This window comes from Thioclava electrotropha (assembly GCF_002085925.2).
Lineage (GTDB): Bacteria > Pseudomonadota > Alphaproteobacteria > Rhodobacterales > Rhodobacteraceae > Thioclava > Thioclava electrotropha.
Map to the genome: position 1 here is coordinate 4,026,428 of NZ_CP053562.1, position 25,706 is coordinate 4,052,133.

At 62.9% G+C, this 25,706-nt stretch carries 27 protein-coding genes; 14 read left to right on the plus strand and 13 right to left on the minus strand.

The window, feature by feature from the left end; all coding sequences use genetic code 11:
- Positions 1–31 precede the first annotated feature (31 nt).
- Complete coding sequence (locus AKL02_RS19185) at positions 32–853, plus strand: LOG family protein (RefSeq protein WP_078521586.1); 822 nt, start codon at positions 32–34, stop codon at positions 851–853.
- A gap of 10 nt (positions 854–863) precedes the next feature.
- Here AKL02_RS19185 and AKL02_RS19190 read toward each other — a convergent pair whose 3' ends face one another.
- The 4 genes from AKL02_RS19190 to AKL02_RS19205 form a co-directional block, all read right to left on the minus strand.
- On the minus strand, positions 864–1,574 hold the full coding sequence (locus AKL02_RS19190) for a gamma-glutamyl-gamma-aminobutyrate hydrolase family protein (protein ID WP_083078041.1): 711 nt from the start codon (positions 1,572–1,574) through the stop codon (positions 864–866).
- Positions 1,571–2,530 (minus strand): amidoligase family protein, encoded by a 960-nt coding sequence (locus tag AKL02_RS19195; protein ID WP_083078042.1) that lies wholly within the window; start codon positions 2,528–2,530, stop codon positions 1,571–1,573. The genes AKL02_RS19190 and AKL02_RS19195 overlap by 4 nt, the downstream gene beginning before the upstream one ends.
- A 59-nt stretch (positions 2,531–2,589) precedes the next feature.
- Positions 2,590–3,771 carry a dual-specificity RNA methyltransferase RlmN gene (gene rlmN, locus AKL02_RS19200; RefSeq protein WP_083078043.1) on the minus strand — a complete coding sequence of 394 codons (1,182 nt, stop codon included), beginning with the start codon at positions 3,769–3,771 and terminating at the stop codon, positions 2,590–2,592.
- A 133-nt stretch (positions 3,772–3,904) separates the two neighbouring features.
- Positions 3,905–4,420, minus strand: a complete 516-nt coding sequence (locus tag AKL02_RS19205) for an invasion associated locus B family protein (RefSeq protein ID WP_083078099.1) — start codon at positions 4,418–4,420, stop codon at positions 3,905–3,907.
- A 166-nt stretch (positions 4,421–4,586) separates the two neighbouring features.
- On the opposite strand from AKL02_RS19205, the gene AKL02_RS19210 reads away from it, so the two are divergent.
- Complete coding sequence (locus AKL02_RS19210; protein ID WP_083078044.1) at positions 4,587–5,579, plus strand: asparaginase; 993 nt, start codon at positions 4,587–4,589, stop codon at positions 5,577–5,579.
- A 3-nt stretch (positions 5,580–5,582) separates the two neighbouring features.
- On the opposite strand, the gene AKL02_RS19215 is transcribed toward AKL02_RS19210, so the two are convergent.
- The 6 genes from AKL02_RS19215 to AKL02_RS19240 all read right to left on the minus strand — a co-directional run bounded on the left by AKL02_RS19215 (position 5,583) and on the right by AKL02_RS19240 (position 9,416).
- A complete protein-coding gene (locus tag AKL02_RS19215; RefSeq protein ID WP_083078045.1) occupies positions 5,583–6,401 on the minus strand; it encodes a DUF1217 domain-containing protein in 819 nt (272 codons plus the stop codon).
- Positions 6,398–6,802 carry a flagellar biosynthesis repressor FlbT gene (gene flbT, locus AKL02_RS19220; protein ID WP_078521596.1) on the minus strand — a complete coding sequence of 135 codons (405 nt, stop codon included), beginning with the start codon at positions 6,800–6,802 and terminating at the stop codon, positions 6,398–6,400. Before flbT ends, AKL02_RS19215 begins: the two co-directional genes overlap by 4 nt.
- Positions 6,799–7,164 carry a flagellar biosynthesis regulator FlaF gene (gene flaF / locus AKL02_RS19225; protein ID WP_332836455.1) on the minus strand — a complete coding sequence of 122 codons (366 nt, stop codon included), beginning with the start codon at positions 7,162–7,164 and terminating at the stop codon, positions 6,799–6,801. The genes flbT and flaF overlap by 4 nt, the downstream gene beginning before the upstream one ends.
- A 96-nt stretch (positions 7,165–7,260) precedes the next feature.
- Positions 7,261–8,481 (minus strand): flagellin N-terminal helical domain-containing protein, encoded by a 1,221-nt coding sequence (locus AKL02_RS19230; RefSeq protein ID WP_083078047.1) that lies wholly within the window; start codon positions 8,479–8,481, stop codon positions 7,261–7,263.
- 208 nt (positions 8,482–8,689) lie between these two features.
- Positions 8,690–9,028 carry a flagellar export chaperone FlgN gene (flgN, locus tag AKL02_RS19235; protein ID WP_083078048.1) on the minus strand — a complete coding sequence of 113 codons (339 nt, stop codon included), beginning with the start codon at positions 9,026–9,028 and terminating at the stop codon, positions 8,690–8,692.
- Entirely contained in the window at positions 9,021–9,416 is a 396-nt protein-coding gene (locus AKL02_RS19240; protein ID WP_408648103.1) for a rod-binding protein, read from the minus strand. Before AKL02_RS19240 ends, flgN begins: the two co-directional genes overlap by 8 nt.
- On the opposite strand from AKL02_RS19240, the gene AKL02_RS19245 reads away from it, so the two are divergent.
- The 3 genes from AKL02_RS19245 (at position 9,415) to AKL02_RS19255 (ending at position 12,212) form a co-directional block, all read left to right on the plus strand.
- Entirely contained in the window at positions 9,415–11,058 is a 1,644-nt protein-coding gene (locus tag AKL02_RS19245) for a hypothetical protein (RefSeq protein WP_198453220.1), read from the plus strand. The two genes, AKL02_RS19240 and AKL02_RS19245, sit on opposite strands and share 2 nt — an antisense overlap.
- A 104-nt stretch (positions 11,059–11,162) precedes the next feature.
- A complete protein-coding gene (gene fliK / locus AKL02_RS19250; RefSeq protein ID WP_198453221.1) occupies positions 11,163–11,519 on the plus strand; it encodes a flagellar hook-length control protein FliK in 357 nt (118 codons plus the stop codon).
- A 9-nt stretch (positions 11,520–11,528) separates the two neighbouring features.
- The gene (locus tag AKL02_RS19255; RefSeq protein ID WP_083078050.1) at positions 11,529–12,212 is read left to right on the plus strand and encodes a flagellar hook capping FlgD N-terminal domain-containing protein; all 684 of its coding nucleotides are present in this window, start codon (positions 11,529–11,531) and stop codon (positions 12,210–12,212) included.
- On the opposite strand, the gene ubiB is transcribed toward AKL02_RS19255, so the two are convergent.
- Together ubiB and ubiE are read right to left on the minus strand one after the other, a co-directional pair.
- Positions 12,209–13,738 carry a 2-polyprenylphenol 6-hydroxylase gene (gene ubiB / locus AKL02_RS19260; protein ID WP_083078051.1) on the minus strand — a complete coding sequence of 510 codons (1,530 nt, stop codon included), beginning with the start codon at positions 13,736–13,738 and terminating at the stop codon, positions 12,209–12,211. The two genes, AKL02_RS19255 and ubiB, sit on opposite strands and share 4 nt — an antisense overlap.
- A gap of 3 nt (positions 13,739–13,741) precedes the next feature.
- Positions 13,742–14,494: a bifunctional demethylmenaquinone methyltransferase/2-methoxy-6-polyprenyl-1,4-benzoquinol methylase UbiE gene (gene ubiE / locus AKL02_RS19265; protein WP_078571138.1), complete on the minus strand. Its 753-nt coding sequence runs from the start codon at positions 14,492–14,494 to the stop codon at positions 13,742–13,744.
- A 76-nt stretch (positions 14,495–14,570) separates the two neighbouring features.
- Here ubiE and mutM point away from each other — a divergent pair, with 76 nt between their 5' ends.
- From mutM to gyrB, 9 genes are all read left to right on the plus strand, one after another.
- Positions 14,571–15,416, plus strand: coding sequence for a bifunctional DNA-formamidopyrimidine glycosylase/DNA-(apurinic or apyrimidinic site) lyase (gene mutM / locus AKL02_RS19270; protein ID WP_078542477.1), 846 nt, complete (start codon positions 14,571–14,573; stop codon positions 15,414–15,416).
- An 86-nt stretch (positions 15,417–15,502) separates the two neighbouring features.
- Positions 15,503–16,279 carry an enoyl-CoA hydratase gene (locus AKL02_RS19275; RefSeq protein ID WP_075776776.1) on the plus strand — a complete coding sequence of 259 codons (777 nt, stop codon included), beginning with the start codon at positions 15,503–15,505 and terminating at the stop codon, positions 16,277–16,279.
- Positions 16,280–16,488: 209 nt separating this feature from the next.
- On the plus strand, positions 16,489–16,755 hold the full coding sequence (gene rpsT / locus AKL02_RS19280) for a 30S ribosomal protein S20 (RefSeq protein WP_078521610.1): 267 nt from the start codon (positions 16,489–16,491) through the stop codon (positions 16,753–16,755).
- Positions 16,756–17,252: 497 nt separating this feature from the next.
- A complete protein-coding gene (gene dnaA, locus AKL02_RS19285) occupies positions 17,253–18,644 on the plus strand; it encodes a chromosomal replication initiator protein DnaA (protein ID WP_078521686.1) in 1,392 nt (463 codons plus the stop codon).
- A 114-nt stretch (positions 18,645–18,758) separates the two neighbouring features.
- Positions 18,759–19,877, plus strand: a complete 1,119-nt coding sequence (gene dnaN, locus AKL02_RS19290) for a DNA polymerase III subunit beta (protein ID WP_078521612.1) — start codon at positions 18,759–18,761, stop codon at positions 19,875–19,877.
- 52 nt (positions 19,878–19,929) lie between these two features.
- The gene (gene recF, locus AKL02_RS19295) at positions 19,930–20,988 is read left to right on the plus strand and encodes a DNA replication/repair protein RecF (RefSeq protein WP_083078052.1); all 1,059 of its coding nucleotides are present in this window, start codon (positions 19,930–19,932) and stop codon (positions 20,986–20,988) included.
- Positions 20,985–21,413 (plus strand): VOC family protein, encoded by a 429-nt coding sequence (locus AKL02_RS19300; RefSeq protein ID WP_083078053.1) that lies wholly within the window; start codon positions 20,985–20,987, stop codon positions 21,411–21,413. The genes recF and AKL02_RS19300 overlap by 4 nt, the downstream gene beginning before the upstream one ends.
- Positions 21,410–22,030: a LysE family translocator gene (locus AKL02_RS19305; protein WP_083078054.1), complete on the plus strand. Its 621-nt coding sequence runs from the start codon at positions 21,410–21,412 to the stop codon at positions 22,028–22,030. Before AKL02_RS19300 ends, AKL02_RS19305 begins: the two co-directional genes overlap by 4 nt.
- 81 nt (positions 22,031–22,111) lie before the next feature.
- Complete coding sequence (gene gyrB / locus AKL02_RS19310) at positions 22,112–24,562, plus strand: DNA topoisomerase (ATP-hydrolyzing) subunit B (RefSeq protein WP_078542471.1); 2,451 nt, start codon at positions 22,112–22,114, stop codon at positions 24,560–24,562.
- Positions 24,563–24,952: 390 nt separating this feature from the next.
- Here the strand turns inward: gyrB and AKL02_RS19315 are convergent, their stop codons facing one another.
- Entirely contained in the window at positions 24,953–25,702 is a 750-nt protein-coding gene (locus AKL02_RS19315; protein WP_083078055.1) for a formylglycine-generating enzyme family protein, read from the minus strand.
- Positions 25,703–25,706: the final 4 nt, after the last annotated feature.

Here is a 25,706-nt window from a genome sequence, read left to right on the forward strand (position 1 = left end):
CAAAGCGAAACGCGCAATGAGCAGGTGCCCCATGAAGGACGACACGACGCATTCGTTCCGCCACTCGCGGGACGACGCGCAGACCGCAAAGAACATTCCCGACACGCCACAGACCCGCGCGCCCGCCTATCGGCTGGCCTATACGGATGTGGATTTCATGCTGCGCGACGAGCTGCGTCCGGTGCGGCTGCAGCTCGAATTGCTCAAGCCGCAGCTGATCATGGACGAGCGCGGCATCGAGTCGACCATCGTCATGTTCGGCGGCGCGCGCATCCCCGCGCCCGAGAACAAGGCCAACGCGAAAACCGAATATCTCGCGGAGCTGTCGGGTTACTACGAAGAGGCGCGCATCTTCGCGCGCGAAATGACCGAACGCTCGATGCAGGAATACGGCCGGGAGAACGTGATCTGCACCGGCGGCGGCCCCGGCGTGATGGAGGCGGGCAACCGCGGCGCGCATGAGGCAGGCGGTCAGTCGATCGGCCTCAATATCGTGCTGCCGCATGAGCAGGCCCCGAACGAATACGTCACGCCCGATCTGACCTTCAACTTCCACTATTTCGCGATCCGGAAGATGCATTTCCTGATGCGCGCCCGCGCCGTGTGCGTCTTCCCCGGCGGCTTCGGCACGCTCGACGAGATGTTCGAGGCGCTGACCCTGATCCAGACGGGCCGGATGTCGAGAATCCCCTTCATCCTGTTCGGACGGCAGTTCTGGGAAGAGATCATCAACTGGGATCGGCTGGCCGAGGCCGGGACGATCTCGCCCGAGGATCTCGATCTGGTCAGCTTCGTCGAAAGCGCCAAGGACGCGGTCGCGATCATCGACAATTGGAATTACGAGAACTGCTGAGGCGCGGCGCTCAGGCCTTCGCCTCGGCGCTGACCTCGGGCAGTTGCGCGCGGTGCTCATGGCTCGCGCGCGCTGCCGCCACCAGCGCCCGGAACAGCGCACGCTGCCGGTGGGCATAGGTCAGGTATTCCGGGTGCCACTGAACGCCGAGGGCGAAAGGCTCCTCGACCCGCTCGACCGCCTGCACCATCCCCGAGCCGTCGCGCGCCGCGACCCGTAGCCCATCGCCCAAGCGATCCACGGCCTGACTGTGCAGCGCGTTGACCCGCATTGGCTCCAGCCCCGCCAGCGCGCCGAGCCGCGAGCCGGGTTCTACGCGGACGTCCTTCTTCGGCAGAAGCGTCGTATGTTTATGCGCGTTGTAATGATCGTAGGCGTCCTGATGCAGATCGCCCCCGAGCGCGACATTGATCATCTGCGCGCCGCGGCAAATCCCCAGCACCGGTTTGCCCTGTGCCATCGCCTCCTCGACGAGGCATTTCTCCAACTCGTCGCGCGCCGGGTCGAGCACCGCGCTCGCGATCAGATCGCCGCCATAGAGTTCGGGTGAAATGTCATCGCCGCCGCCAACGATCACACCGTCGACATGCTGCACCTCGGCGCGCTTGCCCGCGACCCAGCGGACCGAGCGTCCGCCCGCCAGCCAGACGCCGAAGGCGATGAAAGGGTAGACCCGCCACCCGGTGCGACGCGATGTCGATATGCCGATCAGGGGCTTCATCTATGCCCGGCAAGCCTAAGAATTTTCTCGCAGGTCTCGACCCATTTCCCGCCCAGCAGATGGAATTCGGTCTTCGCCGTCAACCATTCGCGACACATCAGGCCCAACAGCTCGGGCTCCGCCGCGAGCGTTTCCACGAACCACCAGCGACGCCACTCGCTGTCGAGCGACCAGGTCTCATCATCGATGCGACAATCCGGCAGACGGAAATGGAAGGCAGGACGCGGGGAAACGGTGCCGCCCTTCCCTTCTTCCGGCGCGATCAGATCGGGCCGCAGCTCGCAGAAGATCGGCAGCATATCGAGCCCGTGGTTCCGCGACAGCGTGTGCCGGCGATAGGTGACGATCACCTCGTCGAGCGCAGCATCCGGGCCGAGCCGCGCCAGATCCTCGATCAGCTTCTTCGGATAAGGCGCGGTGAAAGGCAGTACTTCGCGCGTCCTCTCGATCGGCCACGTCTCGCGCATCCACTCCTCGATCAGCGCAAACGCCAGAAGCGGGCGGACGATATCCTCGGCCTTACTGGATGCGATCTCGGGGTTGAGGTGAAGGCCGAACCCATAGAGCAAAGATCGCCCCGTGCCTTGCGCACCTTCGCTGCGCAGCAATTCAATAAAATCAGAGAGTTGCATAAGGCCTTCGCGGTCCAGCGGCTCGGTCACGATCTCGACCGGAATGACCTCGCGCCCGATGCGCAGACCCAGTTCCTTGAGCGCACCGTCGGCTTGCTTGCGCACCGAAATATCCAGATAGACCTGCAGATCGCCGAGCTTCGTGCCGCTGACTTCCCAGTCCTGACCGTCGCTGCGCCGCGCCTCGCCCCCCAGAGCCTGCGCGGCGATTTGCGCGATGCGCGCCTCGGTGAGTCCGGCAAACTCGATCTCCACGCCAGTGCGGCGCGGCTTTCCCTCGGCATTACAGGGCTTTGGCAGCGGGGCGATGGCCTCTCGCGTCATGACGTCTCCGGTTACTTCCCACACGTAGCGTCAATGCAGAAGCGGCGAAGCGGGTTCCCTTAAAGCCCCGCCTCAGCCTGAATTTGCGCCCGCGATTTACGCGCCCGCTCGGTCGCCGATTTCAGCTGACCGCAGGCGGCCATGATGTCCTCGCCGCGCGGCGTGCGGATCGGCGAGGCGTAGCCCGCCTTGTAGATGATGTCGGCGAAGCTCTCGATCCGCTCCCAATCGCTGCGCTCGTAAGGCGCGCCCGGCCATTCGTTGAACGGGATCAGGTTGATCTTCGCGGGGATGCCGCGGATCAGCTTCACCAGACGGCGCGCGTCCTCGTCGCTGTCGTTCACACCCTTGAGCATGACGTATTCAAACGTGATCCGCTCGGAGTTCGACAGGCGCGGATATTCCCGCAGCGCGTTCAGCAGCGTCTCGATATTCCAGCGCTTGTTGATCGGAACCAGCTTGTCGCGCACCTCGTCGGTCGTGGCGTGGAAGGATACCGCCAGAAGACAGCCGATCTCCTCGGCGGTCTTCGCGATCTCCGGCACGACGCCCGAGGTCGACAGGGTGATCCGGCGGCGGCTGAGGCTGATGCCTTCACCATCCATCACGACCTGCATCGCGTCGCGGACGTTCTCGAAGTTATAAAGCGGCTCGCCCATGCCCATCAGAACGACGTTCGACACCAGACGGGTCTCGTTCTTCGGGCTGTTCTTCTCGGGCCATTCGCCAAGATCATCGCGTGCGAGCATGACCTGCCCGACGATCTCGCCGGGCGTCAGGTTGCGCACGAGTTTCTGCGTGCCGGTGTGGCAGAAGGAACAGGTCAGCGTGCAGCCCACCTGGCTCGAGATGCACAGCGTGCCGCGACTTTCCTCGGGGATGTAGACCGCCTCGACCTCGTGGCCGCCCGCAATCTTCAGAAGGTATTTCCGCGTGCCGTCCTCGGACACCTGCTTCGAGACGATCTCGGGCAGGGAAATCTCAAATTTCTCATCCAGCATCGCCCGGTAATCCTTGGCGAGGTTGGTCATCGCCGCGAAATCGCGCACGCCCCAGTAATAGAGCCACTGCCAGATCTGGCCGACGCGCATCTTCGCCTGCTTCTCGGGCGTGCCCGCCTCGATCAGCGCCGCGCGGAGCTGGTCACGGGTGAGGCCTATGAGGTTCACCTTGCCGCCTTCGGGCAGCTTGCGCGGGATCGTGTGCACGTCTTGCGTGATCGGAGCCTGAGACTGGGTCATCGCATGTTTCCTTGAAATGAGGCGCCTCATATAGGGGATTCGCCCCTGCATTAACAGGGGGCGTCGCGCTTTTGGCTCGAACGCGAAAACCCCGGCGCATGGCCGGGGCTCCAATGTCAGGCGCGAGGGCGGCTTACTGGCAGCGCTGCTCGGCTTCGGTGGTCGCGGCGGTGAAGCCCATCAGCGAGAACGTGTCCTCGGTCTGGGTACCACGGCTCGAACGACCGGTCAGCTTCACGTCGGACCCGGCCTTGAGCGCGCCGATGATCTTCGCGTCCTCTTCCGGCGATCCGGCCCAAGCGCCGCCACCATCGGTGAAGAGCGTGTATTTCTGACCGCCGACTTCGAGATCGACCGTCGAGCCATCCGCGAAGGGATAGCCGCCCATGAACGAAATCTCGGGCTTCTTGCCCGGACGGTAGGTCACGAACAGCAGGATATCCCCGCGGTTCACCTGCACAACCTCGCCGCCTTTGGTGTTGACCGTCTTCTTCGGTTTCGACACGCCCCAGCACTCTTTCGGATCGTTATCGACGAAGACGCTCCAATCGGTATTCGCCGCGACGCGGTTGGTGCTTTCCTGCGCCATTGCGCCATGCCCCGCCCCGATCATGAGCGCGGCGACCGCCGCGATCCGCAGACCCTTCATCATCATGCTTACAGCCTCCAGCTGTCAGGTTGCCTCTGCATCGCCCGGGCCGGTCACCCTGTTTTCGGTGGCGAATGCGTTTTCCTCTCGATAACACTCATTTAACCTAAAAAAGCCTAGGGGTAAAACCCCGCGATGGCGAGATTTCGCGCATAGGAGGCAGGCGATGACGGCACCGAAGGCAATGATCGAGCTGTGGCGCGGGGGGATGTGTGAATCCGTCCATCATGGCCATGCGGTGATCTTCGGCCCGGAGGGGATCGAAGCCTCTTGGGGCGATCCCGAAGCCGTTATTTTTCCGCGCTCATCCGTGAAGATGATCCAGGCCCTGCCGCTGCTGGAAAGCGGTGCGGCGGAGGCTGCCGGGTTGACGACGCGCCAGCTCGCCCTTTCCTGCGCGAGCCATTCCGGCGCGCAGATGCACCGCGCGGCGGTCGAAGACTGGCTCGCGACACTTGGGCTGGACGATGACGACCTGCGATGCGGGGCGCATCTGCCGCGCGACAAGGCCGAGAAGAAACATCTGATCTGCTCGGATCACGCGCCTTGCCAAGCGCATAACAATTGCTCGGGAAAACACGCCGGGTTCCTGACACTGAACAAGCATCTGGGCGGCGGCCCTGACTATGTAGAGATCGATCACCCGGTGCAGCGGGCCGTGAAATCCGCCTTTGAAGAAGTGACCGAAGAGACCTCGCCGCGCTACGGGATCGACGGATGCTCGGCCCCGAATTTCGCGACCAGCCTCGCCGGTCTCGGCCGCGCGATGCAATTTTTCGCGTCGGCAACCTCCGACGGCGATCTGCGGGCGCGCGCTGCGACCCGTCTGGTCGACGCGATGATGGCGCATCCGGAGCTCGTCGCAGGCGAAGGCCGCGCCTGCACCGAGATCATGCGAGAGGCGAACGGGCGCGTCGCCGTCAAAACCGGTGCGGAAGGCGTCTATGTCGCCATGCTTCCGGATCAGAAGCGCGGCGTCGCCCTGAAGATCACTGATGGCGCGACCCGGGCCTCGGAAGCGGCGATGATCGCACTGCTGATCCGCCTCGGTGCGCTCGATGCCGACGCGCCCGTGGTGCACCGCAGATTGACCGGCCCGATCACCAATTGGCGCGGTCTGAAAACTGGCGAGCTGCGCCGTGCCGCGCAGTTTCCTTAAAGCCTAGAGCCGAAGCGAAAGGCGCTGCGCCCCCGCGTTTTGCAACAGGCTGAGCGCGACATTCTGCGACGAGACGCTGATCATGCTAGAGAGCTGCGCACGAAGCAAATAATCCCGCGTCAGGACCTCCAGTGTCTCGGGCCTGGAAAGCTCCGCGGGGTCGGCGGTGCCATAGACGCGTTGCGCCTTGGACATATAGATCTCGCGCTGCTGATCGACATCAAGCGCGCCAACGCTGGGTGGCAGGTTGAGCGCGGTCTGGAACACCCTGCTCAGGGATGGCGATCCGATAATCGTGTACCACTTCGCAGTCTCGGACATATCCTTCGCCGCGAGCTCAGGAAGGTCGCGTTGTAACGACATCGCCATGCGCAGGTCATTATCGACATTGCCAACCGCGACTTCGAACTCTCGGGTTTGAAATTTCGTCAGAATCTCGTCTGCGAAAGTCGAAAGCTTCGTTCGCGGAACGGAGTAATCTCCGAAACCGAAGGCCGTGGTCAGCGCGAGGTAGCTTTTGTCCGACAGCTTGTTGGCCAGCGCCGTCCTGTCCAAAGAGCCTTCTTCGAGCACTTTTCGGATGAAGTATTTATTGTCGACATCCGCATCGAGACCAAATGCGCCGAGCGCCACACCGAGCAGACGCCGATCATCTACCAAAGCCTTCGCCGTATCGATCTGTCCGATCGTCTCCCGGAAATAGGCATCGAGGCGTTGGTTTTCCGTCGACGCCGCGAAAGCGGCCTGCTGCGTCTCCATCGTGCGCGAGAGAAATCGCCACCCCGCAAACCCGGAGAAAGGGACGACCGGCTGATACGTCATGGCGCGCCTGCGGCGAGGAGGCGTTCCTCCCGTGGAAGAAGCGTGCGCAGCGCTTTCAGCGCTTGGTAATGCTGGTTCTCGATCACGGCGAGCGTGGCTGCATTAAGCTGCGCACGGCTATCTTGATCCTTGAGAACTTGACTGAGCTGTTCGATCCCCCGAAGCAACTGCATCTTCGCCTCTTGCGGATCGGTGTCGCCGGAGAGCACGAGCTGCGCGATATAGCAAACCCGACGGACCGGGGTGTTGACCTCTCCGGGATGGATCGCGTCGCGCAGCCGAAGAATGTTTGCGTTCGGCGTCATGATCGCGAGTCGCGATCGGCGATCCCCATTTTCGATGACGGCACCGTTGATCAGCACTCTCTCTTTCGGGGCGAGTTTCAGAACGAGGCCGCTCATTGCTTTGCCCCGTCTTGTCGCAACCCGCGCATGATGGCGGTGTTCACGTCGATCAGCGCATCGACCGACCGGTCTTGCGAAAGCACGAGGCGGCTATGCGCCTGCGTGAACTCGTGCAGGAAAAAGATGCGGGCGCGAAGATCTTGCGGCAAGCCATTCTCTGGATCGGCGACATCCGCCGCAAGCGCGGTCCAGAGGCGGCGGTTTTCGAAGATCGCTTCTGCCAGCGCGGCAAAAGGGGCACCTTGCGAAGAGACCTGTTTGAGGCGGCGCGTGATCCGGGCGAAGAGTTCGAATTCGAGCCCTCGCGGCGTGCGCATCGGCTGGCTGGGATTGGAATAGGCCGTTTTGGCCAAAGTCATCGCGTACACGGGAAATCCTTCCGGTGACTGAAACTGATCATGCGCGCGGCACATGAGGGAAGCGGGGGCGCCAAGTCAGGCGCCCCTACCCGAGCCTTAGCGGAACAGCGAAAGGATGTTCTGCGGCTGCTGGTTGGCGATGGAGAGCGCCTGGATCCCCAGCTGCTGCTGGGTCTGCAGCGCCTGAAGGCGGGCCGAGGCCTCTTCCATATCCGCATCGACGAGCGTGCCGATCCCCGCCTTGAGCGAGTCACTCAGCTTCGAGATGAAATCGGCCTGAGTCTGGATGCGACCCTCGGCCGAACCGAAGGCCGAAGCGGCATCGGTCGCAACCTGGATGAGCGTCTCGATATTAGTGAGCGCGAGCGCCGGATCCCCGCCATTGCCAGCGTCGACATTGATCGAGCTGAGCAGGCCGAGGCCGCCCGCACCGGCGTTTTCATACTGGCCGGTGATGGTCAGCGAGTCCGCGCCGCCATTGGTGATCACGATCGTGCCGGCATTGGCGATATTGTAGTCAACCGTGACATTGGCGCCGGAATTCTCGATCGCCGATTTCAACCCGACAGCCACGACATCCGCCGTCGTGGTGGAGGCGATGTCTTCCGCCGTCACGGTGTAGGACACCGCGTAGTCGCCGAGCGTCATGTTGATCGTGTCGCCCGCCGCGAGGTTGGTATCGACGATCACCACGGTGCCGTCATCATCCGAGCCGCCGTTCGCATCGCGCGAGAAAGAGAAGGCATCATCGGTCGTCGCGGTGACGCCATCGGTGCCGGTGAAGACATCGGCACCGACGTAACCGCCAACCGACAGATCCTGCGCCGCAACGCCGATATGCTTGGCGGCCACCGAGCCGTCGGACGCACGATCGAGCGAAGAGAGCACGTTCACGGTCGCGGCCGAAGAGCCGTCGACGAGGTTGAGCCCGTTGAACTGAGCGGCCGCGACCACCGATTTGATCTGCTCGCGCAGCGCGTCGACGTCGGTCTGAAGCTTCGCCTGATCGACGTTCTGCTCCTGCGCGGCGACGATCTTGCCTTTCATCTCGGTGAGCAGGTCGGTCACGGTTTCCGCTGCTTGGCGTGCCACAGCGACCGTCGATTCGCCGAGGGCGAGGCTGTCGGAAATCCCCGAGAAGCCTTTCACATCGGACTCCATGACTTTCGAAATCGCCCAGACCGCCGCGTTGTCCTTCGCCGAGCCGACGGCTTTGCCGGTTGAGATTTCGGACTGCGTGGTGGCGAGGCCGGAATTGATCCCCTTGAGGGTCTGCAGCGCAACCATCGCGCTGGTATTCGTCAGAATGCTGGACATGATTTATCCTTTTAGTGTCGACGCTTTGCGTCACTCGATTGCAAAGCCGCGTGTTCGACGCGGCACTCAAGGCTTTCTGACCAATGCGCCTCCTGAGCCGTGAGGCGCGCCATCGCTTGGATGCGTCGTCACCATGGCCCTCCAAAGGCTAACAATCTGCTAAATCCCTCCCCCGACCTCTCAACAAATTCCCTTCATGATTAACAGCTTATGCACGACGCTCGAAATCTCCGTTGCCGCGGCGGATGGGCCGCGGTCGCCCTTCCTTGTCATAGGACTCGAAGCCTTTCGCCGCCGTCACAATCGTTTTCAAACGAGCCTGCGCCGCGCGAACACCCGCAAGTGCCGAGGCCAATAGCGTCTGATTCTCGCGTGCAAGCGCACGGATTCTCTCGACCGTGTCGCCATCAAGTATCGTCAGCGCAGCCATCGCGCGCTCCTTTCGATCGCTCAGCCCGACAAGGTCGGAAAAATCCGCCGAACGGATCGCTTCCCGTTCGAGCCGCAGCAGCGAGATCAGCTCTTCCGCAGCATTCGTATCAGACATCCTGCCCTCCGTTCTTGAGCGATTCGAAGATGATTTCCGCAAGGCCAATTCCCCCGGCCTCGACCATGGCCTTGGACTGTTCGGCTCTCAGGAAGGACGTGAATTGCTCTTCGCCAATTCCACCGCCGAAAGCACCGCTTGCGGCTTTCATGCCCACCTCTTTGAGCATTTCCGACAGGAACCCGGCCTCTAGTGCCTTCGCTTGCTCAAACAGCTTGGCATCATGCGAAGAGAGACCAGCCGCGTGCGGCAGCGGTGATACGGTCGGACTGTGCATCGAACTCTCCAGTTGCAGATAATTTTCTGCACTCTGCCAGTCGGGCGTAAAGAATCGGTAAGTTCCTGCGGCGATAGTGGCCTCGACACAGACAGAAGTCGTGAGGACCATGATTCCCTTTCCGATTCCAGAAACGCCGAAAGGCCCGAGCGGCCATCTCAAGGCAGCAGCGAGACCTACCGCTACGGCGGAGTCGCCGGGCGGGACCTTCACACTTGAAGAAGAGGCCGCGCCAAAAACCGTCGCAATCCCTCTTGGCGTTAACTCGGTTGAGGAGCCGGAGGGAGGCGCCGACAAGGACCCGCAGTGTGAGGCTAAAGATGCTCAGCTGGCGCCGACGAGCGGATCAGGCGCTCGAGAATTGGCTGGCAGCGATTCTGACATTGTGCTGCCCGGTCCGCAGGGCGCGTTCGGCCCGACGCGATCGGCGCTCACAGTCGCCCCGGACCATCCCGCAAAGCTCGATGGTCAAAAGAAGCCCGTGGAGCGCATTGTCTCGCATGATGGCGGCGCGACGTCTCGACTGAACGAAAAAGGAGACCGGGAGAGGGTTTCGCTCGCTCACACGGAGACGGACAAAATCGAAGCGAATATTCCTGACACGGCTTCGGAATGCTCAATGCGTTCTGTGCAACTCTCGAACGTGATGACCGTTCAGCCACAGATCGACACGCAAAACGCTGGCTTCGTGAAAGATGGAACGCTCTCAATACTCGTTAGAAATGATGCGGAGACCGTTGCGCCTCACGATGCGAGCGGTCGGGAGCAAAGGTCTACTGAAACTGGCGGAAATTCGGCGGTAGTTGTGTCGTCAAAACCCGAGGTGTTTGTCCCCGGGATTGATAGCGCTCAAAGTGCCGAGCCCGCATCGAAAGTTCCGACGCTCACAGCATCCGATGCAGAGGGGACAAAGGCAGGGAACGTTGAAACCAAAAGCACACCGCAGGAGAACGCAACTAGCTCGGGACCTCTTCGTCCCGACGATCGTTCAGAAATGGCGCTTCTACGGGGCCCGAATGCTGCGCCTTCTTTCCAGACACCTGCTGCAACACATAACCCTCTGGCAGGCAAACAACCTGAAACTGCGCTCGTCTCGGGGCAAAATAGCGCCCAAACCCAACCGACCGAAGCGTCAGCTGGGGCTGCGCGCACCGATGCTCCAGAAACTGATCCGACGCTGACCGGGGTGAAGAGACGCGCAGGAGACCAGGCAGCACCAGCCTTCTCTCCACTGCCCTCCACGCTCGCCGAGCCGCCCGGTGCGAAAATGCGAGCATCAAGGGCTTCAGACGTCAAGTTGAGCGCGAAGGAAGCGCCGCCGCCCGTCGAGGCAAGCGTTGTCTCTTCGAGACTGCAGCAGGTCGCGAACGCAAATGCCCCACAGCACGAGTTTGCGACCGAGGCCTCCGCCCCCCCGTCAAATGTCGGCGCCTCTGGAGCGGTTGCGCGCCCTCAACCTCAGCAGAACAAGTCACCGATACTGAGCGTCGCGAAAAGCGATGCGCCGCAGCATGAAAAGGCCGAGGCGCCCGAGAGGTCGACCCGGCTGGAGGCCGCACCGCTCCCTTCGGGTGCCATACCCTATGCCTCACCCGCGCCCGCCCTCAAACGCATGGATCATGCACGGGCCATCTATCTCACGACGGCGGAACTGGGCGCGGCCAAAACCAATATGGACAACTCCGAGCTGACCGCCACGCGGGTCCATGTCGGTGAGACAGCAGAGACATGGGCCGCGGGCTCCGCCCTCTGATCACCGCGTCGGGTGGGTCCGGGCAGACAAGCGCGGCGGTGCCCCCCGCGCCCGCTTCTATCGCGCAGTCGATCGCCCATCAGATCGCGATCTCAATGCCACGGATGCCCGATCGACCGGTGGAGATTGCGCTTTCACCGGAGGAACTGGGCCATGTGCGCATGACCCTCCATGCGAGCCAGAATGGCATGACGGTGGCGATACAGGCTGACCGTGCCGAGACGCTCGACCTCATGCGCCGACATATCGACACACTCGCGCGCGAGATGCACGACATGGGCTATGGCGCGCTCAATTTTCAGTTCAGCCAGCGCGACGAGCGTCCGCAGCAACGGCCCGACATGCTCAACGACTTGGGCGCAGGCCCGGGCGTAGACCCAATTGAGACGCCGATTGCCCCGACCCCACGCGCGACCGCGCGCCTCGCCCCCCCGCAAAGCGAGCTCGATCTGCGGATGTAGGAGACGACCATGACCACCACTTCCCCCATCACCTCGCCGTCCTCCCCGACGTCGGCCGTTACCGCCGCGCAGAACGGCACCGGCACCAAAGCGCCCTCGGCGCTGAGTTCGGATTTCGAGACCTTCCTGACGATGCTGACTGTTCAGATGAAGAATCAGGACCCGCTCAACCCGATCGAAAGCGCCGACTTCGCAGTTCAGCTCGCGACTTTTTCGGGCGTCGAGCAGCAGGTGAAGACCAATGACCTTTTGACGGCTCTCTCTGGCCAGACCGGGCTCGGCGGGCTGAGCGAACTGGCGGGCTGGGTCGGGATGCAGGCGCGCGCCGAGGCGCCGAGTTACTTCGACGGCGCGACCCCCGTGGATCTCGCGCCAACCGCGCGATCGGGGGCCGATGCCGCGGTTCTCCTGGTCACCGATTCCACCGGGCGTCAGGTCGCGCAGAAACCGATCTCGCCCGCACTCGACAGCTATGCCTGGGACGGCACGAACGACGCAGGTCAGGTACTGGGCGCGGGCCAATACAGCTTCGCGCTGCAAAGCTACGCCTCTGGAAGCTTGATCGGCACCGACCCGGTCGCGGCCTACACACGCGTGACCGAGGTGCAATCAGGCACGGACGGCGCGCTGCTGACGCTTGAAGGCGGCGCCACGATCGCCGCGGAGACGGTCAGTGCGTTGCGAGAGGGTTAAAGCAACTCGCCCAGCACGACGCCGAGCAAAAGCAGGGCCGTCCCCGCAGAGATCAGCGCCGCGTAGCGCCAGCGTGTTACCGTCACGGGGGGCGGCGTCGGTTCGGTCTGTTTGCGGATCGCCGCCTTCACGAGGTCGGGGAGTTCCGGTCCGAAGCGGCCCAGCACCTGCACGGTCTTGCGCAGGTCATTCGCGATGGCGCGCGGGCCAAGGCTCTCGCGGATGTATTTCTCCACGACCGGCTTGGCGACTTCCCACATATTGATCGACGGGTTCAGCGAGCGGGCGACACCTTCGACAACCACCATCGTGCGCTGCAGCAGGATCAGCTGCGTCTGGGTCTGCATCCCGAACCGCTCGGTCACCTCGAAGAGATAGGCCAGCAACCGCGCCATCGAGATATGCGTCGCGTCCATCCCGAAGATCGGCTCGCCGACAGCGCGCAGCGCCAGAGCGAACTCGTCGACATCGCGATCGGCGGGGACGTACCCGGCCTCGAAATGCACCTCGGCCACGCGTTTATAGTCGCGCTGGATGAAGCCCATGAGAATCTCGGCATAGACCCGGCGGGTATATTCGTCGATCTGCCCCATGATCCCGAAATCATATGCGAGGATATCGCCGTTCCCGGCCACTTTGAGATTGCCGTGATGCATGTCGGCATGGAAAAAACCGTCGCGTAGCGCGTGGCTGAGAAACAGCTGCAAGACGCGCTCGCCAATGCCCGAAACATCATGGCCCGCGCCGCGCAGACCATCCGGGTCGCCCATCGGCAGCCCTTCGGCCCAGTCGAGAACCATCACCCGCTTGGCCGAGAGGTTCCAGACCGGCTGCGGCACCACAAAACCGGCATCGCCTTCAGTATTCGCGCCGAATTGCGAGGCGGAGGCCGCTTCCAGACGCAAGTCCAGCTCGCCCATCACGACGGATTCGAAATGCTTGATCACCTCGCTCGGGCGCAAGCGGCGCGAGGCGGGCGAAATCCGTTCGATCATCGCGGCGGCGAAATGGAAGGCGTCCAGATCGCGGCGGAAGGCGCGCTCGATCCCCGGACGCAGCACCTTCACCGCGACCCGCTCGCCCGTATCGGCGCGGCGCGCGGAATGGACCTGCGCGATCGAGGCGGCGGCGACAGGCTCGGAAAACTCCATGAACAGCTGATCGGCGGGCGCGCCCAGTTCTTCCTCGACCATGCGTTTGGCCACGGAAGTCTCGAATGGCGGCAGCTTGTCCTGCAGCACGCGCAGCTGATCGGCCAGCTCCGAGCCGACCACATCGGGCCGTGTCGAGAGGACCTGACCGAACTTGATATAGGCCGGGCCCAGCGCGGTGATCGCGCGCGTCACCGGCGGCAGGTCCGGATCGCCCTTGTAGCCGAGCCACGCGAAGGGCGCGCTGATCGCATAGGCCACGGCGCGCAGCCGCGGCGGCGCGTCCATCGCTTCGAGCGCCTGATGCATCGCACCCGTGCGGATGAAGGTCGCGCCCGTCCGGATCAGGCGCCAGATATTATGGGGTCCGCGCATCGGTTAGAGTTTCCAGCCCGAATGCAGCGCCGCGATCCCCATCGAGAGGTTCCGGTAGGAGACATTCTCGAACCCTGCCTCGCGGATCATCTGCGCGAATGTCTCCTGCGTCGGGAATTTGCGGATCGATTCCACCAGATACTGATAGCTGTCGCGGTCATTCGCGACGATCTCGCCCATCTTCGGGATCACGTTGAAGGAATAGAGATCATAGGCCTTCTGCATCATCTCGTTCGGGATCTGGCTGAATTCGAGCACCATGATCCGCCCGCCGGGCTTGAGAACCCGGTAGGCTTCCTTGAGCGCATCAGGAATCCGCGTCACGTTCCGGATGCCGAAAGAGATCGTGTAGACGTCGAAGGAATTATCCGCGAAGGGCAGTGCCATCGCATCGCCCACGACCCAATCGAGACTGTCGGCCATGCTTTCGGCCTCGGCGCGTTTGCGGCCCTCGACCAGCATCGATTCGGTCATGTCGCAGACCGTCGCGTGGCCCGAGCCTGCGCGCTTGAGGAAACGGAAGGACACATCGCCCGTGCCGCCCGCCACGTCGAGCAGCTTCTGACCCGGTCGCGGCGCGAGCCAATCCATCATCGCATCTTTCCAGACGCGGTGGATGCCCATGCTCATCAGGTCGTTCATGATGTCGTATTTCGATGCCACTCGCGAAAACACGCCGTGAACCATGCCTGCCTTGGCATCTTCGTCCACGGTCTGAAAACCGAAATGCGTGGTCTTTGATTGCTCTGCGCTCATGGGCCCTTGCCGTTCCTCATTTCACCCCCTTCTTATAGGGGCCCTTTGCCCCAAGACAATGCGATGAGGAGGAACAATGCCCGAATTGCCCGAGGTCGAGACGGTTCGTCGCGGGTTGGTCCCGGCCATGGAAGGCCATCGGATCGAACGCGCCGAAGTCAATCGGCCCGACCTGCGCTGGCCCCTGCCCGAGCGGATGGCGGAGCGGTTGCAAGGTGCCCGCATCGACCGTCTGCGGCGACGCTCGAAATACATCCTCGCCGATCTCGACAGCGGAGAAAGCCTGCTGATCCATCTGGGGATGTCCGGGCGGATGCTGGTGTCGGGCGTGACGCTTGGCGAATTTCACCTCGATCATCCGGCGCCTGCCAAGCACGATCACGTTGTTTTGCACATGTCCGGCGGCGGACGCGTGACCTTCAACGATGCGCGCCGGTTCGGAGCGATGGATCTGGTGCTGACCGAGCGCGAGCAGGCCCATTGGCTGCTGGCGGGGCTGGGCCCAGAGCCCTTCGGCAACGATTTCCACGAAGACTATCTGGTCGAGGCGCTCAAACGCCGCGCGACCCCGATCAAATCCGCGCTGCTCGATCAGCATGTCGTGGCGGGTCTGGGCAACATCTATGTCTGTGAAGTGCTGCATCGGGCAGGTATCGATCCGCGGCGTCAGGCGAAGCGGATCTCGAACCTGCGGCTCGCCTCGCTCGTGCCGATTATCCGCGAGGTGCTGACCGAGGCGATCTCGGCCGGCGGCTCGTCCCTGCGCGACCATCGTCAGGCGGATGGGGAGCTGGGATATTTCCAGCACAGCTTCCATGTCTACGACCGCGAAGACACGCCCTGCACCACCTGCGCCACCCCGATCCGGCGGATCGTTCAGTCGGGACGTTCGACCTTTTTCTGCCCGTCTTGCCAGAAATGACGCAGCGCCCTCGCGTCATAAGACGCTTGATCTGATTTGATGCTCTGCTAGGAGTCCCGTTCAGAGACAAGGAAAGGCAAGACCGAATGGCCTACCAGACCCTGATCGTCGAGATCGAGGATTACGTTGCCCTGATCCGGCTCAACCGCCCCGACGCACTGAACGCCCTGAACTCCCAATTGCTGGGGGAACTGGCCGAGGCGCTGAAATCGGCGGAAGAGAATGACAAGGTGCGTTGCATCGTCATCACCGGTTCGGAAAAGGCCTTCGCGGCTGGCGCAGACATCAAGGAAATGTCGGAAAAGAGCTTCGTGGACATGTTCACGAGCGACTTCTTCGGCAAGGAAGCGGATGCCATCAATCGCATCCGCAAACCGATCATCGCTGCAGTGGCGGGCTACGCGCTCGGCGGCGGTTGCGAACTGGCGATGATGTGCGACTTCATCATCTGCGCGGAGAACGCCAAGTTCGGCCAGCCCGAGATCAATCTCGGCGTGATCGCCGGGATCGGCGGCACCCAGCGCCTGACGCGCTTCGTGGGCAAGTCCAAGGCGATGGACATGCACCTCACGGGCCGCTTCATGGATGCGGGCGAGGCGGAACGGTCAGGGCTTGTCAGCCGGGTCGTTCCGAACGCCAAGCTGATCCCCGAGACGATGGCCGCGGCGCAGAAGATCGCCGAGAAGTCGATGCTCGCGACCCGCGCGGCGAAGGAAGCGGTCAACCGCTCCTACGAGACGACGATGAACGAGGGCATCCTGTTCGAGCGTCGCCTGTTCCACGGGCTGTTTGCGACCGACGACCAGAAGGAGGGCATGGCCGCCTTCCTCGAAAAGCGCGAGCCGCAATTCCGCGACAAGTGAGCCCTTTCGGGCCACCAACGCGAGAGCAGATGGCGGGGCTTCGGCCCCGCTTTTCATTATTCCCTTTCCCTTTCACGCATTTTGGCTTATGAGGCCGCCTCACATGCGCGTGGAGCCCGCTTAGGCTAGAATCATCTAGGTTCGCTGGAGCCCGGGGTCTGTCGTGCGATTGAAAGATTTGAACAGACCCGGAAAGTGGGAAGATACACATGGCTAACACGCCCCAGTCCAAGAAACGCGCCCGTCAGAACGAGCGCCGCCAAGACGTCAACAAAGCACGTCGTTCGCGCATCCGTACCTTCATCCGCAAAGTCGAAGAAGCCATCACTTCGGGCGACTACGAAGCGGCAACCAACGCCCTGCGCGCGGCTCAGCCCGAACTGGCTCGCGGCGTCACCAAAGGCGTTCTGCACAAGAACACCGCATCGCGCAAAGTCTCGCGCCTCGCTTCGCGCGTGAAGGCCCTCAAAGCCTGATCTGCGTCCCGGAGCGAACTGGCTCGGGAATACGCTGGATTCCTTAAGAAAAACGCGTCTGCCTATCTGGCAGGCGCGTTTTTTCTTGGACAATCAACGCCTTGACACAAAACTGTTGCAGTTTTGCGCAGCCCCCTCAGATTCGTTTCGGGGAATCTCACGTCAAGCGCAAAGGTCGGTTGCCTGCGGGCTCACCAGCTTGCTAGCTTCTACCTGCGATTCACGTCGCCTTGGGGGACATGACGCATTTATCTGGCCGTCGAGGGCAAATAAGTCTGCCACGACAAATGAAAAAGCCTGGCGGCGACCAGCGAAATGCGATTCCGATTCTCGAGGGGGTATAACCCCTCACTTTCGGCAACTCTGCCTGACACCGGGTTTTAGCCCCGGCAGGTAGGTCGTGTCTGTTTGTATTCGAGTTTGGCCTGCCAGCCGGACTCACCGCAAAGCCAAGGGACGAAGACGCACCTGATTTGTGTTTGGCGATGGGCGGAAAAATGACGGACGACACTTGGGGGCAGGTCTGCAATGAGCTTCAAAAAGCTGTTGGGCAAAACAACTACACGACCTGGATCGCTCCGCTCGAGCTGATCGACCTCGAGGACGGTATCGCCTCGTTTCAAGCACCGACGAAATTCATGTGCGACTGGGTCTCGCGCAACTTCGCGGAACCGATCCTGAGCGAATTGCGCCGGGCGGGTGTCTCCGCCGAGCGCGTCAACATCTCGGTCCCGTCGCGCCGCCCCATGAACGGCTCTGCGAATGGCGCCACGCGCCCGACCGTTCCGGCCCCTGCCCCGGCCGCCCCTGTCGCCAAGCCGCGCAAGACCCCGCGCCCCGACGAGCCGCTTCCCGGCGCGCCGCTCGATTCCCGCTTCACCTTCGACAGCTTCGTCGTCGGCAAACCGAACGAGCTGGCCCATGCCGCCGCCAAGCGCGTCGCCGAAGGCGGCCCCGTCACTTTCAACCCGCTGTTCCTCTATGGTGGCGTTGGCCTTGGTAAGACGCACCTCATGCACGCCATCGCGCATGACCTGCAGCATCAGCGCCCCGATCTGCGCGTGCTCTACCTCTCGGCCGAGCAGTTCATGTATCGCTTCGTGCAGGCGCTACGCGAAAAGCAGATCATGGACTTCAAAGAGATGTTCCGCTCGATCGACGTTCTCATGGTCGATGACGTGCAGTTCATCGCCGGCAAGGATTCCACGCAGGAAGAGTTCTTCCACACGTTCAACGCGCTGGTCGATCAGGGCAAACAGATCGTCATCTCGGCGGATCGTGCGCCCGGTGAGATCAAGGACCTCGAAGAGCGCATCAAGTCGCGCCTGTCCTGCGGCCTCGTCGTCGACCTGCACCCGACCGATTACGAACTGCGCCTTGGCATTCTGCAGACCAAGACCGAAGCCTATAAGAGCGAGTATCCCGATCTGAAGATCGCCCCCGGCGTTCTGGAATTCGTGGCGCACCGGATCACGTCGAACGTGCGCATCCTCGAAGGCGCGCTGACCCGTCTGTTTGCCTATGGCTCGCTGATCGGGCGCGAAATCACGATGGATCTGGCGCAGGAATGCCTCAAAGACCAGCTGCGCCAATCCGAGCGTAAGGTCACCGTCGAGGAAATCCAGCGCAAGGTGGCGGAACATTACAACGTCCGCCTCTCGGATCTCGTGGGCCCCAAGCGCCTGCGTGCCATTGCACGGCCGCGTCAGGTTGCGATGTTCCTCGCGAAATCGCTGACCACCCGTTCGCTGCCCGATATCGGGCGCCGCTTCGGTGGGCGCGATCACACCACGATCATGCATGGCATCCGCAAGATCGAAGAGCTGCGCGGCACGGATTCGCAGCTCGCCGAAGATATCGAGTTGCTCCGCCGCCTCCTTGAAAGCTGATCTGGCCCGCTGGGCTTGACGCTCCGGACAAAGCGACCGAATGTCTGCGAAAACCGTTGTGCCGGTGGCGCGAGGTGCTACCTTGCCAGCCCCGGAAAGTCGTGAGGGATCGACATGAAATTCAGCATCGAACGCGCCGCTCTGCTCAAGGCCGTCTCGCAAGCGCAATCCGTTGTGGAACGCCGCAACACGATCCCGATCCTTGCAAACGTCCTGATCGAAGCCGAAGGCGACACCGTCCAGTTCCGCGCGACCGACCTCGATATCGAGGTGGTCGACAAAGCGCCCGCGCAGGTCGAACAGGCCGGGGCCACGACCGTCTCGGCGGTCATGCTGCATGAAATCGTGCGCAAATTGCCCGATGGCGCGCTGGTCTCGATCTCGGACGATCCGGCCGCCGGGCGTTTGAACGTGCAGGCCGGCCGGTCGAGCTTCAACCTCGCCACGTTGCCGAAGGAAGACTTCCCGGTGATGGCCTCCTCGGAATACACCGCGAATTTCACGGCCAAGGCCGGGGTGCTCAAGCGCCTGTTCGACAAGTCGAAATTCGCGATATCGACCGAAGAGACCCGCTATTACCTCAACGGCGTCTATATGCATATCGCGACCGGCGAAGACGGTCAGGTGCTGCGCTGCGTCGCGACAGACGGTCACCGTTTGGCGCGTATCGATTCCGGCCTACCGGAAGGCGCCTCGGGCATGCCCGGCGTGATCGTACCGCGCAAAACGGTGAACGAGCTTCGCAAGCTGCTGGAAGATGACGATCAGGAAATCGCGGTCTCAGTGTCGGAAACCAAGGTCCGTTTCGCGACCCCGGTGATCACGCTGACCTCGAAGGTCATCGACGGCACCTTCCCCGATTACACCCGCGTCATCCCGACCGGAAACACCCGCCAGCTGGAAGTCGACGCGTCCGAATTCGCGAAAGCGGTGGACCGTGTGGCAACCGTCTCGTCGGAGCGTTCGCGCGCGGTGAAACTGGCGCTGGAAGCCGACAAGCTGGTGCTCTCGGTCAACGCTCCGGATGCCGGTGCTGCGGAAGAAGAGCTGGTCGTGGCCTATGCCGACGAGCCGCTGGAGATCGGTTTCAACGCGAAATACCTGCTCGAAATCGCGAGCCAGGTCGATCGCGAGAATGCCGTCTTCCTGTTCAACTCCTCGGGCGATCCGACCCTGATGCGCGAAGGTGGCGACACCTCCGCGGTCTATGTGGTCATGCCGATGCGCGTGTGACATCCGCCGGGAGCCTCCGGCGGGGATATTTTGACCAACACGAAGAGGCGCGATGCTGCGTGAGCTGAAGATATTGCAGTTCCGCTCGCATCGCCGTGCCGAGATTGTGCTCGATGGGCGGCCCGTGGCGATCTACGGGCCGAACGGTGCGGGCAAAACGAATATCCTCGAGGCGGTCTCTCTGCTCTCGCCGGGGCGCGGGTTGCGCCGCGCGCAGGCCGATGAGTTGATGCGCCGCGCCGAGGCCGTGGGCTGGAAGCTGCGCGCCGTCACCGACACCCATGAGATCGAAACCTCCGCCCTGCCCGGTGAATCCCGCCGCGTCGAGATCGACGGCAAGGCGGCACCGCAGGTCGCACTGGCGCAGATCCTGCGGGTGCTGTGGCTGGTGCCCTCGATGGACCGGCTCTGGATCGAAGGGGCCGAAGGGCGCAGGCGGTTTCTCGACCGGATGGTGATGAGCTTCACCCCCGCCCATGCCGAGGTGACGCTCGCCTACGAGAAAGCGATGCGCGAGCGTAACCGACTGCTGAAAGACATGGTGCGCGACCCGAACTGGTATCACGCTCTGGAGGCGCAGATGGCCGAGGCGGGCGCGGCGATCCGGGCGAACCGGACCGAGGCCCTGACGCGGATCATGCAGGCGCAGGCCGATGCGGCGACGGCATTTCCCGCGGCGCATCTGGTGCTCGAGAATGAAGGCCCCGAGGATCTGGCAGCAGCGCTCGACGCCAACCGCCCCCGCGACATGGCGGCAGGGCGCACGCTGGAGGGGCCGCACCGGGCCGACCTGCTGGCCACTTATGTCGAAAAGGACGCGCCCGCCGCGCAATGCTCCACCGGAGAGCAGAAGGCGCTGCTGATCTCGCTGATCCTCGCCAATGCGCGGGCGCTTGCGGGCGAGGATGTGGTGCTTTTGCTCGACGAGGTCGCGGCCCATCTGGACTCCGGCAGGCGCGCGGCGCTTTATGACGAAATCTGCGCGATGGGCGCGCAGGTGATGATGACCGGGACCGGCGCGGAGCTGTTCGAGGCGCTTGGCCCCCGCGGGCAATATCTTGAAGTGATTGAGGGGCCGCAGGGCTCTGAAGTGAGGGAGGTGACGCCATGAGCTATCCGCAGCAACGCGTGACGCTGATCACGCTGGGCGTGGCCGATCTCGATCAGTCCAAGGCCTTCTACGCCGCCCTCGGATGGCACCCCCAAGCCGAGCAGGACGACGTCGCCTTCTACCAGCTCCACGGGATGGCGCTGAGCCTATTCTCTCTGCCCGCGCTCGCCGCCGATCAAGGCCGCACCCGCGCGCGGCTGGGTACCGGAGCGATGACGCTGGCGCAGAATTTCGACAGCCCCGAGGCGGTGGATGCCGCCTTCGCCGCCGCGCTCGAAGCGGGCGCATCCGAACTGAAAGCCCCCGAGAAGACCTTCTGGGGCGGCTATGCGGGCTATTACGCCGATCCAGACCACCACGTCTGGGAACTCGCCCATAATCCTTTCTGGCCGCTGGCCGACGACGGAAGCCTGACCCTCCCATGACCCTCACGCTCTCGCAGATCGCGCTCTATTCCGGCGCGCTGTTCGTTCTCTTCCTCACCCCCGGGCCGGTCTGGCTCGCCCTTCTCGCCCGCGCCATGTCGGGCGGGTTTGCCGCTGCCTGGCCGCTCGCCTTCGGGGTCACCGTTGGCGATATGATCTGGCCTGCGCTCGCCATCCTCGGCGTGTCGTGGCTGGTCGGCGAATTCAGCTGGTTTCTCGAAGCCCTGCGCTGGGTCGCGGTCGCGATGTTCGTCGGGATGGGCGCACTCCTGATCCGCCATGCCGACCATCAGATCAGCTCCGACAGCCGCCTGACGCGCCCCGGCATGTGGGCGGGCTTCGTCGCCGGGCTCATCGTGATCATCGGCAATCCCAAGGCGATCCTATTCTACATGGGCATCCTGCCGGGCTTCTTCCCGATCGCCACGATGACCTGGATCGACATCGCCCTCGTGAGCCTGATCTCGGCCATCGTGCCGCTGACCGGCAACCTGATCCTCGCCGCCTTCGTCGACCGCATCCGCAACTTCTTGCAAAGCCGCGGCAAGCTGGCAAAGCTCAACCGGATCGCGGGCGGGCTGATGATCCTTGTGGGCCTTCTTATCGCCGTGACGTGACCCCCTAAATCTTGTGTCTGACACGTGACATTCCTCTGCCCAGCCGATATAAAACCGGCAACAGATAAAGGACGGGCAGGCATGACCGACGACACCCCGAAGAAGAACGCATACGGCGCCGATTCCATCAAGGTTCTCAAAGGCTTGGAAGCCGTGAGAAAACGGCCCGGCATGTATATCGGCGATACCGATGACGGCTCGGGCCTGCACCACATGGTCTATGAGGTCGTCGATAACGGGATCGACGAGGCCTTGGCGGGTCACGCCGACTACGTTGCCGTGAAAATTCACGCGGATTCTTCGGTCTCCGTGCGCGATAATGGGCGCGGGATTCCGGTCGATATCCACGCCGAAGAAGGCGTCTCCGCGGCCGAGGTCATCATGACCCAGCTGCACGCCGGCGGGAAGTTCAACAACACCGACGATGACGGCAACGCCTATAAGGTGTCGGGCGGTCTGCACGGCGTGGGCGTCTCGGTGGTGAACGCGCTGTCGGACTGGCTGGAACTGACGGTCTGGCGTGACGGCAAGATCCACAAGGCGCGGTTCGAGCATGGCGAATGCGTCGAGCATGTGCATGTCGTGGGCGAGGCCCCGAACGAGAGCGGCACCGAGGTGCGTTTCCTCGCGTCGAGCAAGGAAGACGATCCCGAAGGTACCTTCTCGAACCGTGAGTTCGTCTTCGCCACGCTGGAAAAGCGTCTGCGCGAACTGGCCTTCCTGAACTCCGGCGTCCGCATCATCATCGAAGACGAACGCCCCGCCGAGCCGATCAAGACCGAACTGCACTACGAAGGCGGCGTTCGGGAATTTGTGAAATATCTGGATCGCTCGAAAAACGCCGTGATGGAGGACCCGATCTACATGGTCGGCGAAGTGCGCGGCATCGGCGTCGAATGCGCGATGTGGTGGAACGACAGCTACCACGAGACGGTGCTGCCCTTCACCAACAACATCCCGCAGCGCGACGGCGGCACCCACATGGCGGGCCTGCGCGGCGCACTGACCCGCACGATCACGAAATACGCGCAGGAGAGCGGTATCGCCAAGCGCGAGAAGGTCGATTTCACCGGTGACGACGCGCGCGAAGGTCTGACCTGCGTGCTCTCGGTGAAAGTGCCCGATCCGAAATTCTCCAGCCAGACCAAGGACAAGCTGGTCTCCTCCGAGGTCCGCCCGGCGGTCGAGAACCTCGTGAACGAGAAGCTCGCCGAATGGTTCGAGGAGAACCCGAACGAGGCCAAGCAGATCGTCGGCAAGATCATCGAAGCCGCGCTCGCGCGCGAGGCTGCCCGCAAGGCGCGCGAACTGACGCGCCGCAAGACGGTGATGGATGTGGCCTCCCTGCCCGGCAAGCTCGCCGACTGTCAGGAGAAGGATCCGTCGCTATCGGAAGTCTTCCTCGTCGAGGGTGACTCCGCAGGCGGCTCGGCCAAGCAGGGCCGCGAACGTAAAAACCAAGCGGTGCTGCCGCTGCGCGGTAAGATCCTCAACGTCGAGCGCGCGCGCTTCGACCGGATGCTCGGCTCGGATCAGATCGGCACGCTGATCACCGCGCTCGGCACCGGCATCGGCCGCGACGAGTTCAACATCGACAAGCTGCGCTACCACAAGATCGTCATCATGACCGATGCAGACGTCGACGGTGCGCACATCCGGACGCTGCTGCTGACCTTCTTCTTCCGCCAGATGCCCGAGATCATCGAGCATGGCTATCTCTACATCGCGCAGCCGCCGCTTTACAAAGTCGCGCGCGGCAAGTCCGAGGTCTATCTGAAAGACCAGACCGCGCTGGAGGATTACCTGATCGACATGGGCGTCGAGGGGGCCATTCTGCGGCTCAACACCGGCGAAGAAATCTCCGGCCAGGATCTCAAGCGCGTCGTCGAAGAGGCGCGCCTGATCAAGCGCATCCTCGCGACCTTCCCAACCCATTACCCGCATCACATCCTCGAGCAGGCGGCGATCGCGGGCGCAATGGTGCCGGGCAAGATCGACGGCGATGCGCAGGGCGTCGCGAACTCGGTAGCCGAGCGTCTCGACCTCGTCGCGCTGGAATACGAGCGCGGCTGGCAGGGCCGTCCGACGCAGGATCACGGCATCCGCCTCGCCCGCGTTCTGCGCGGCGTGGAAGAGGTCCGCACGCTCGACGGCGCGGTGCTGCGTTCCGGCGAAGCGCGGCGTCTGGGCAGCCAGACCGACCAGCTCAAGGAGGTCTATGACCGCCCGGCGAAACTGGTGCGCAAAGAGCGTGAAATCCTCATTCACGGTCCGCTGGAACTGCTCGACGCGATCCTCAAGGAGGGCGAAAAGGGCCTGAGCCTGCAGCGCTACAAGGGTCTGGGCGAGATGAACCCCGAGCAGCTTTGGGAAACCACGCTCGATCCGTCCGCACGCACGCTCCTGCAGGTCCGCATCGAAGACGTGGCCGAGGCCGAGGACATCTTCTCGAAGCTGATGGGCGACGTCGTCGAACCCCGCCGCGAGTTCATCCAGCAAAACGCCCTCACGGTGGAAAACCTCGACTTCTGAGGCTCTTCTAGGGCAGCGCAAAATGCTTCGCGCTGCCCATACGTTTTCGCGAAACGCCCATTAGGCTTCGTTTCTGGCGTTTCGGCCTACAAGGCCGGCACGAGAGATTCTCGGCTTCTGATCAGTCTCTTTTGAAGGGTTTCAGACCCAGTTTCGGTTCCTGAGCAACAGGTTGGCTTCACCCTGGGAAGACACTCTGTTTGGCGCTTACTCTGTAAGAGATTCGATCGGCAGTTATTAATCTCGGCGCGACAAAGGGCGGGAAGCGGTCGTTCGCTGCGCGAGGGCCCAAGGTCCAGGCATGCGAGGTTGACTGGAGAGAGTGTGTCGACTTTGGCCAATTGGGAACGGCCATTCGGCCAGGCTCCGCAGAACTGTCGCCGGTTCTCATCATATCCGGGTTTCACTGACCAAACGCAGGCCGAGATGCGCGGGCGGGCTTCCGACGGCGCAGCCGCCGCGCGCAGGGTCGCGGACGAGGAACGGGATCGCAGCGACATGCTCGCCACCTGCGAAGAAGGCCGCGCATTTCTTCGGGTCGATGGGGCCGCCGCCCTCCCCGCCATAACAGTCCTGCGTCCATTCCCAGACCGAGCCGTCGAGATCCACGATCCCCTCGGCGCTGGTCGAGAAGCTGCCCCGCGGCGAGAGCTTGCGCGGCGCGAGGCCGGTGGTCAGGTAGGTCGAAGCCCATGTCAAATCTGGATCGGTGAAGATCGGATCCTCCTTCTCGGGCAGCACGTCCTTGGCCATGAACTGCCATTCGGCAATCGTCGGCAGACGGAAGTCGTGGCGCGCCTTGCGATTGATCCAGCCGAGATACTGCTCGACATCGACATGGCTCAGCCCGGTGGCCGGCGTCGTCGCCGTCTCGCTGCCGAGCGGAGCGCGCAAGGCAAGCTCGCAGGCGCCGTCCGCGTGGCACCGGTTCCACTCCGCAACCGTCACTTCATATTTCTGAACGTAAATCGCGTGACCGTCAGGCAGCGTCACCACCCGCTCGGCCATCTGCGGTACGTAATCGAGATCGGGGCCGCGCAGGAAACCCCACGCGGCCCCGAGGGCGATGATCGCCGCCCCCGCCGCAAGCACCTTCCGAAGGGAAAGACGGGGCGCGAGGAAAGCGAGTTTGGCGATCATCTCC

Bases quoted from the DNA above. Each gene is read 5' to 3' on its own strand.
- AKL02_RS19305 (WP_083078054.1), top strand. From the start codon at position 21,410: ATGACCCTCACGCTCTCGCAGATCGCGCTCTATTCCGGCGCGCTGTTC.
- AKL02_RS19315 (WP_083078055.1), bottom strand. From the start codon at position 25,702: ATGATCGCCAAACTCGCTTTCCTCGCGCCCCGTCTTTCCCTTCGGAAG.
- ubiB (WP_083078051.1), bottom strand. From the start codon at position 13,738: ATGCGCGGACCCCATAATATCTGGCGCCTGATCCGGACGGGCGCGACC.
- mutM (WP_078542477.1), top strand. From the start codon at position 14,571: ATGCCCGAATTGCCCGAGGTCGAGACGGTTCGTCGCGGGTTGGTCCCG.
- AKL02_RS19195 (WP_083078042.1), bottom strand. From the start codon at position 2,530: ATGACGCGAGAGGCCATCGCCCCGCTGCCAAAGCCCTGTAATGCCGAG.
- AKL02_RS19190 (WP_083078041.1), bottom strand. From the start codon at position 1,574: ATGAAGCCCCTGATCGGCATATCGACATCGCGTCGCACCGGGTGGCGG.
- AKL02_RS19210 (WP_083078044.1), top strand. From the start codon at position 4,587: ATGACGGCACCGAAGGCAATGATCGAGCTGTGGCGCGGGGGGATGTGT.
- AKL02_RS19275 (WP_075776776.1), top strand. From the start codon at position 15,503: ATGGCCTACCAGACCCTGATCGTCGAGATCGAGGATTACGTTGCCCTG.
- AKL02_RS19240 (WP_408648103.1), bottom strand. From the start codon at position 9,416: ATGGTCCTCACGACTTCTGTCTGTGTCGAGGCCACTATCGCCGCAGGA.
- AKL02_RS19230 (WP_083078047.1), bottom strand. From the start codon at position 8,481: ATGTCCAGCATTCTGACGAATACCAGCGCGATGGTTGCGCTGCAGACC.
- flbT (WP_078521596.1), bottom strand. From the start codon at position 6,802: ATGAGCGGCCTCGTTCTGAAACTCGCCCCGAAAGAGAGAGTGCTGATC.
- recF (WP_083078052.1), top strand. From the start codon at position 19,930: ATGCTGCGTGAGCTGAAGATATTGCAGTTCCGCTCGCATCGCCGTGCC.
- gyrB (WP_078542471.1), top strand. From the start codon at position 22,112: ATGACCGACGACACCCCGAAGAAGAACGCATACGGCGCCGATTCCATC.
- rlmN (WP_083078043.1), bottom strand. From the start codon at position 3,771: ATGACCCAGTCTCAGGCTCCGATCACGCAAGACGTGCACACGATCCCG.
- AKL02_RS19255 (WP_083078050.1), top strand. From the start codon at position 11,529: ATGACCACCACTTCCCCCATCACCTCGCCGTCCTCCCCGACGTCGGCC.
- dnaN (WP_078521612.1), top strand. From the start codon at position 18,759: ATGAAATTCAGCATCGAACGCGCCGCTCTGCTCAAGGCCGTCTCGCAA.
- AKL02_RS19245 (WP_198453220.1), top strand. From the start codon at position 9,415: ATGATTCCCTTTCCGATTCCAGAAACGCCGAAAGGCCCGAGCGGCCAT.
- flgN (WP_083078048.1), bottom strand. From the start codon at position 9,028: ATGTCTGATACGAATGCTGCGGAAGAGCTGATCTCGCTGCTGCGGCTC.
- dnaA (WP_078521686.1), top strand. From the start codon at position 17,253: ATGACGGACGACACTTGGGGGCAGGTCTGCAATGAGCTTCAAAAAGCT.
- AKL02_RS19300 (WP_083078053.1), top strand. From the start codon at position 20,985: ATGAGCTATCCGCAGCAACGCGTGACGCTGATCACGCTGGGCGTGGCC.
- rpsT (WP_078521610.1), top strand. From the start codon at position 16,489: ATGGCTAACACGCCCCAGTCCAAGAAACGCGCCCGTCAGAACGAGCGC.
- AKL02_RS19205 (WP_083078099.1), bottom strand. From the start codon at position 4,420: ATGAAGGGTCTGCGGATCGCGGCGGTCGCCGCGCTCATGATCGGGGCG.
- AKL02_RS19215 (WP_083078045.1), bottom strand. From the start codon at position 6,401: ATGACGTATCAGCCGGTCGTCCCTTTCTCCGGGTTTGCGGGGTGGCGA.
- AKL02_RS19185 (WP_078521586.1), top strand. From the start codon at position 32: ATGAAGGACGACACGACGCATTCGTTCCGCCACTCGCGGGACGACGCG.
- flaF (WP_332836455.1), bottom strand. From the start codon at position 7,164: ATGACTTTGGCCAAAACGGCCTATTCCAATCCCAGCCAGCCGATGCGC.
- ubiE (WP_078571138.1), bottom strand. From the start codon at position 14,494: ATGAGCGCAGAGCAATCAAAGACCACGCATTTCGGTTTTCAGACCGTG.
- fliK (WP_198453221.1), top strand. From the start codon at position 11,163: ATGCCCGATCGACCGGTGGAGATTGCGCTTTCACCGGAGGAACTGGGC.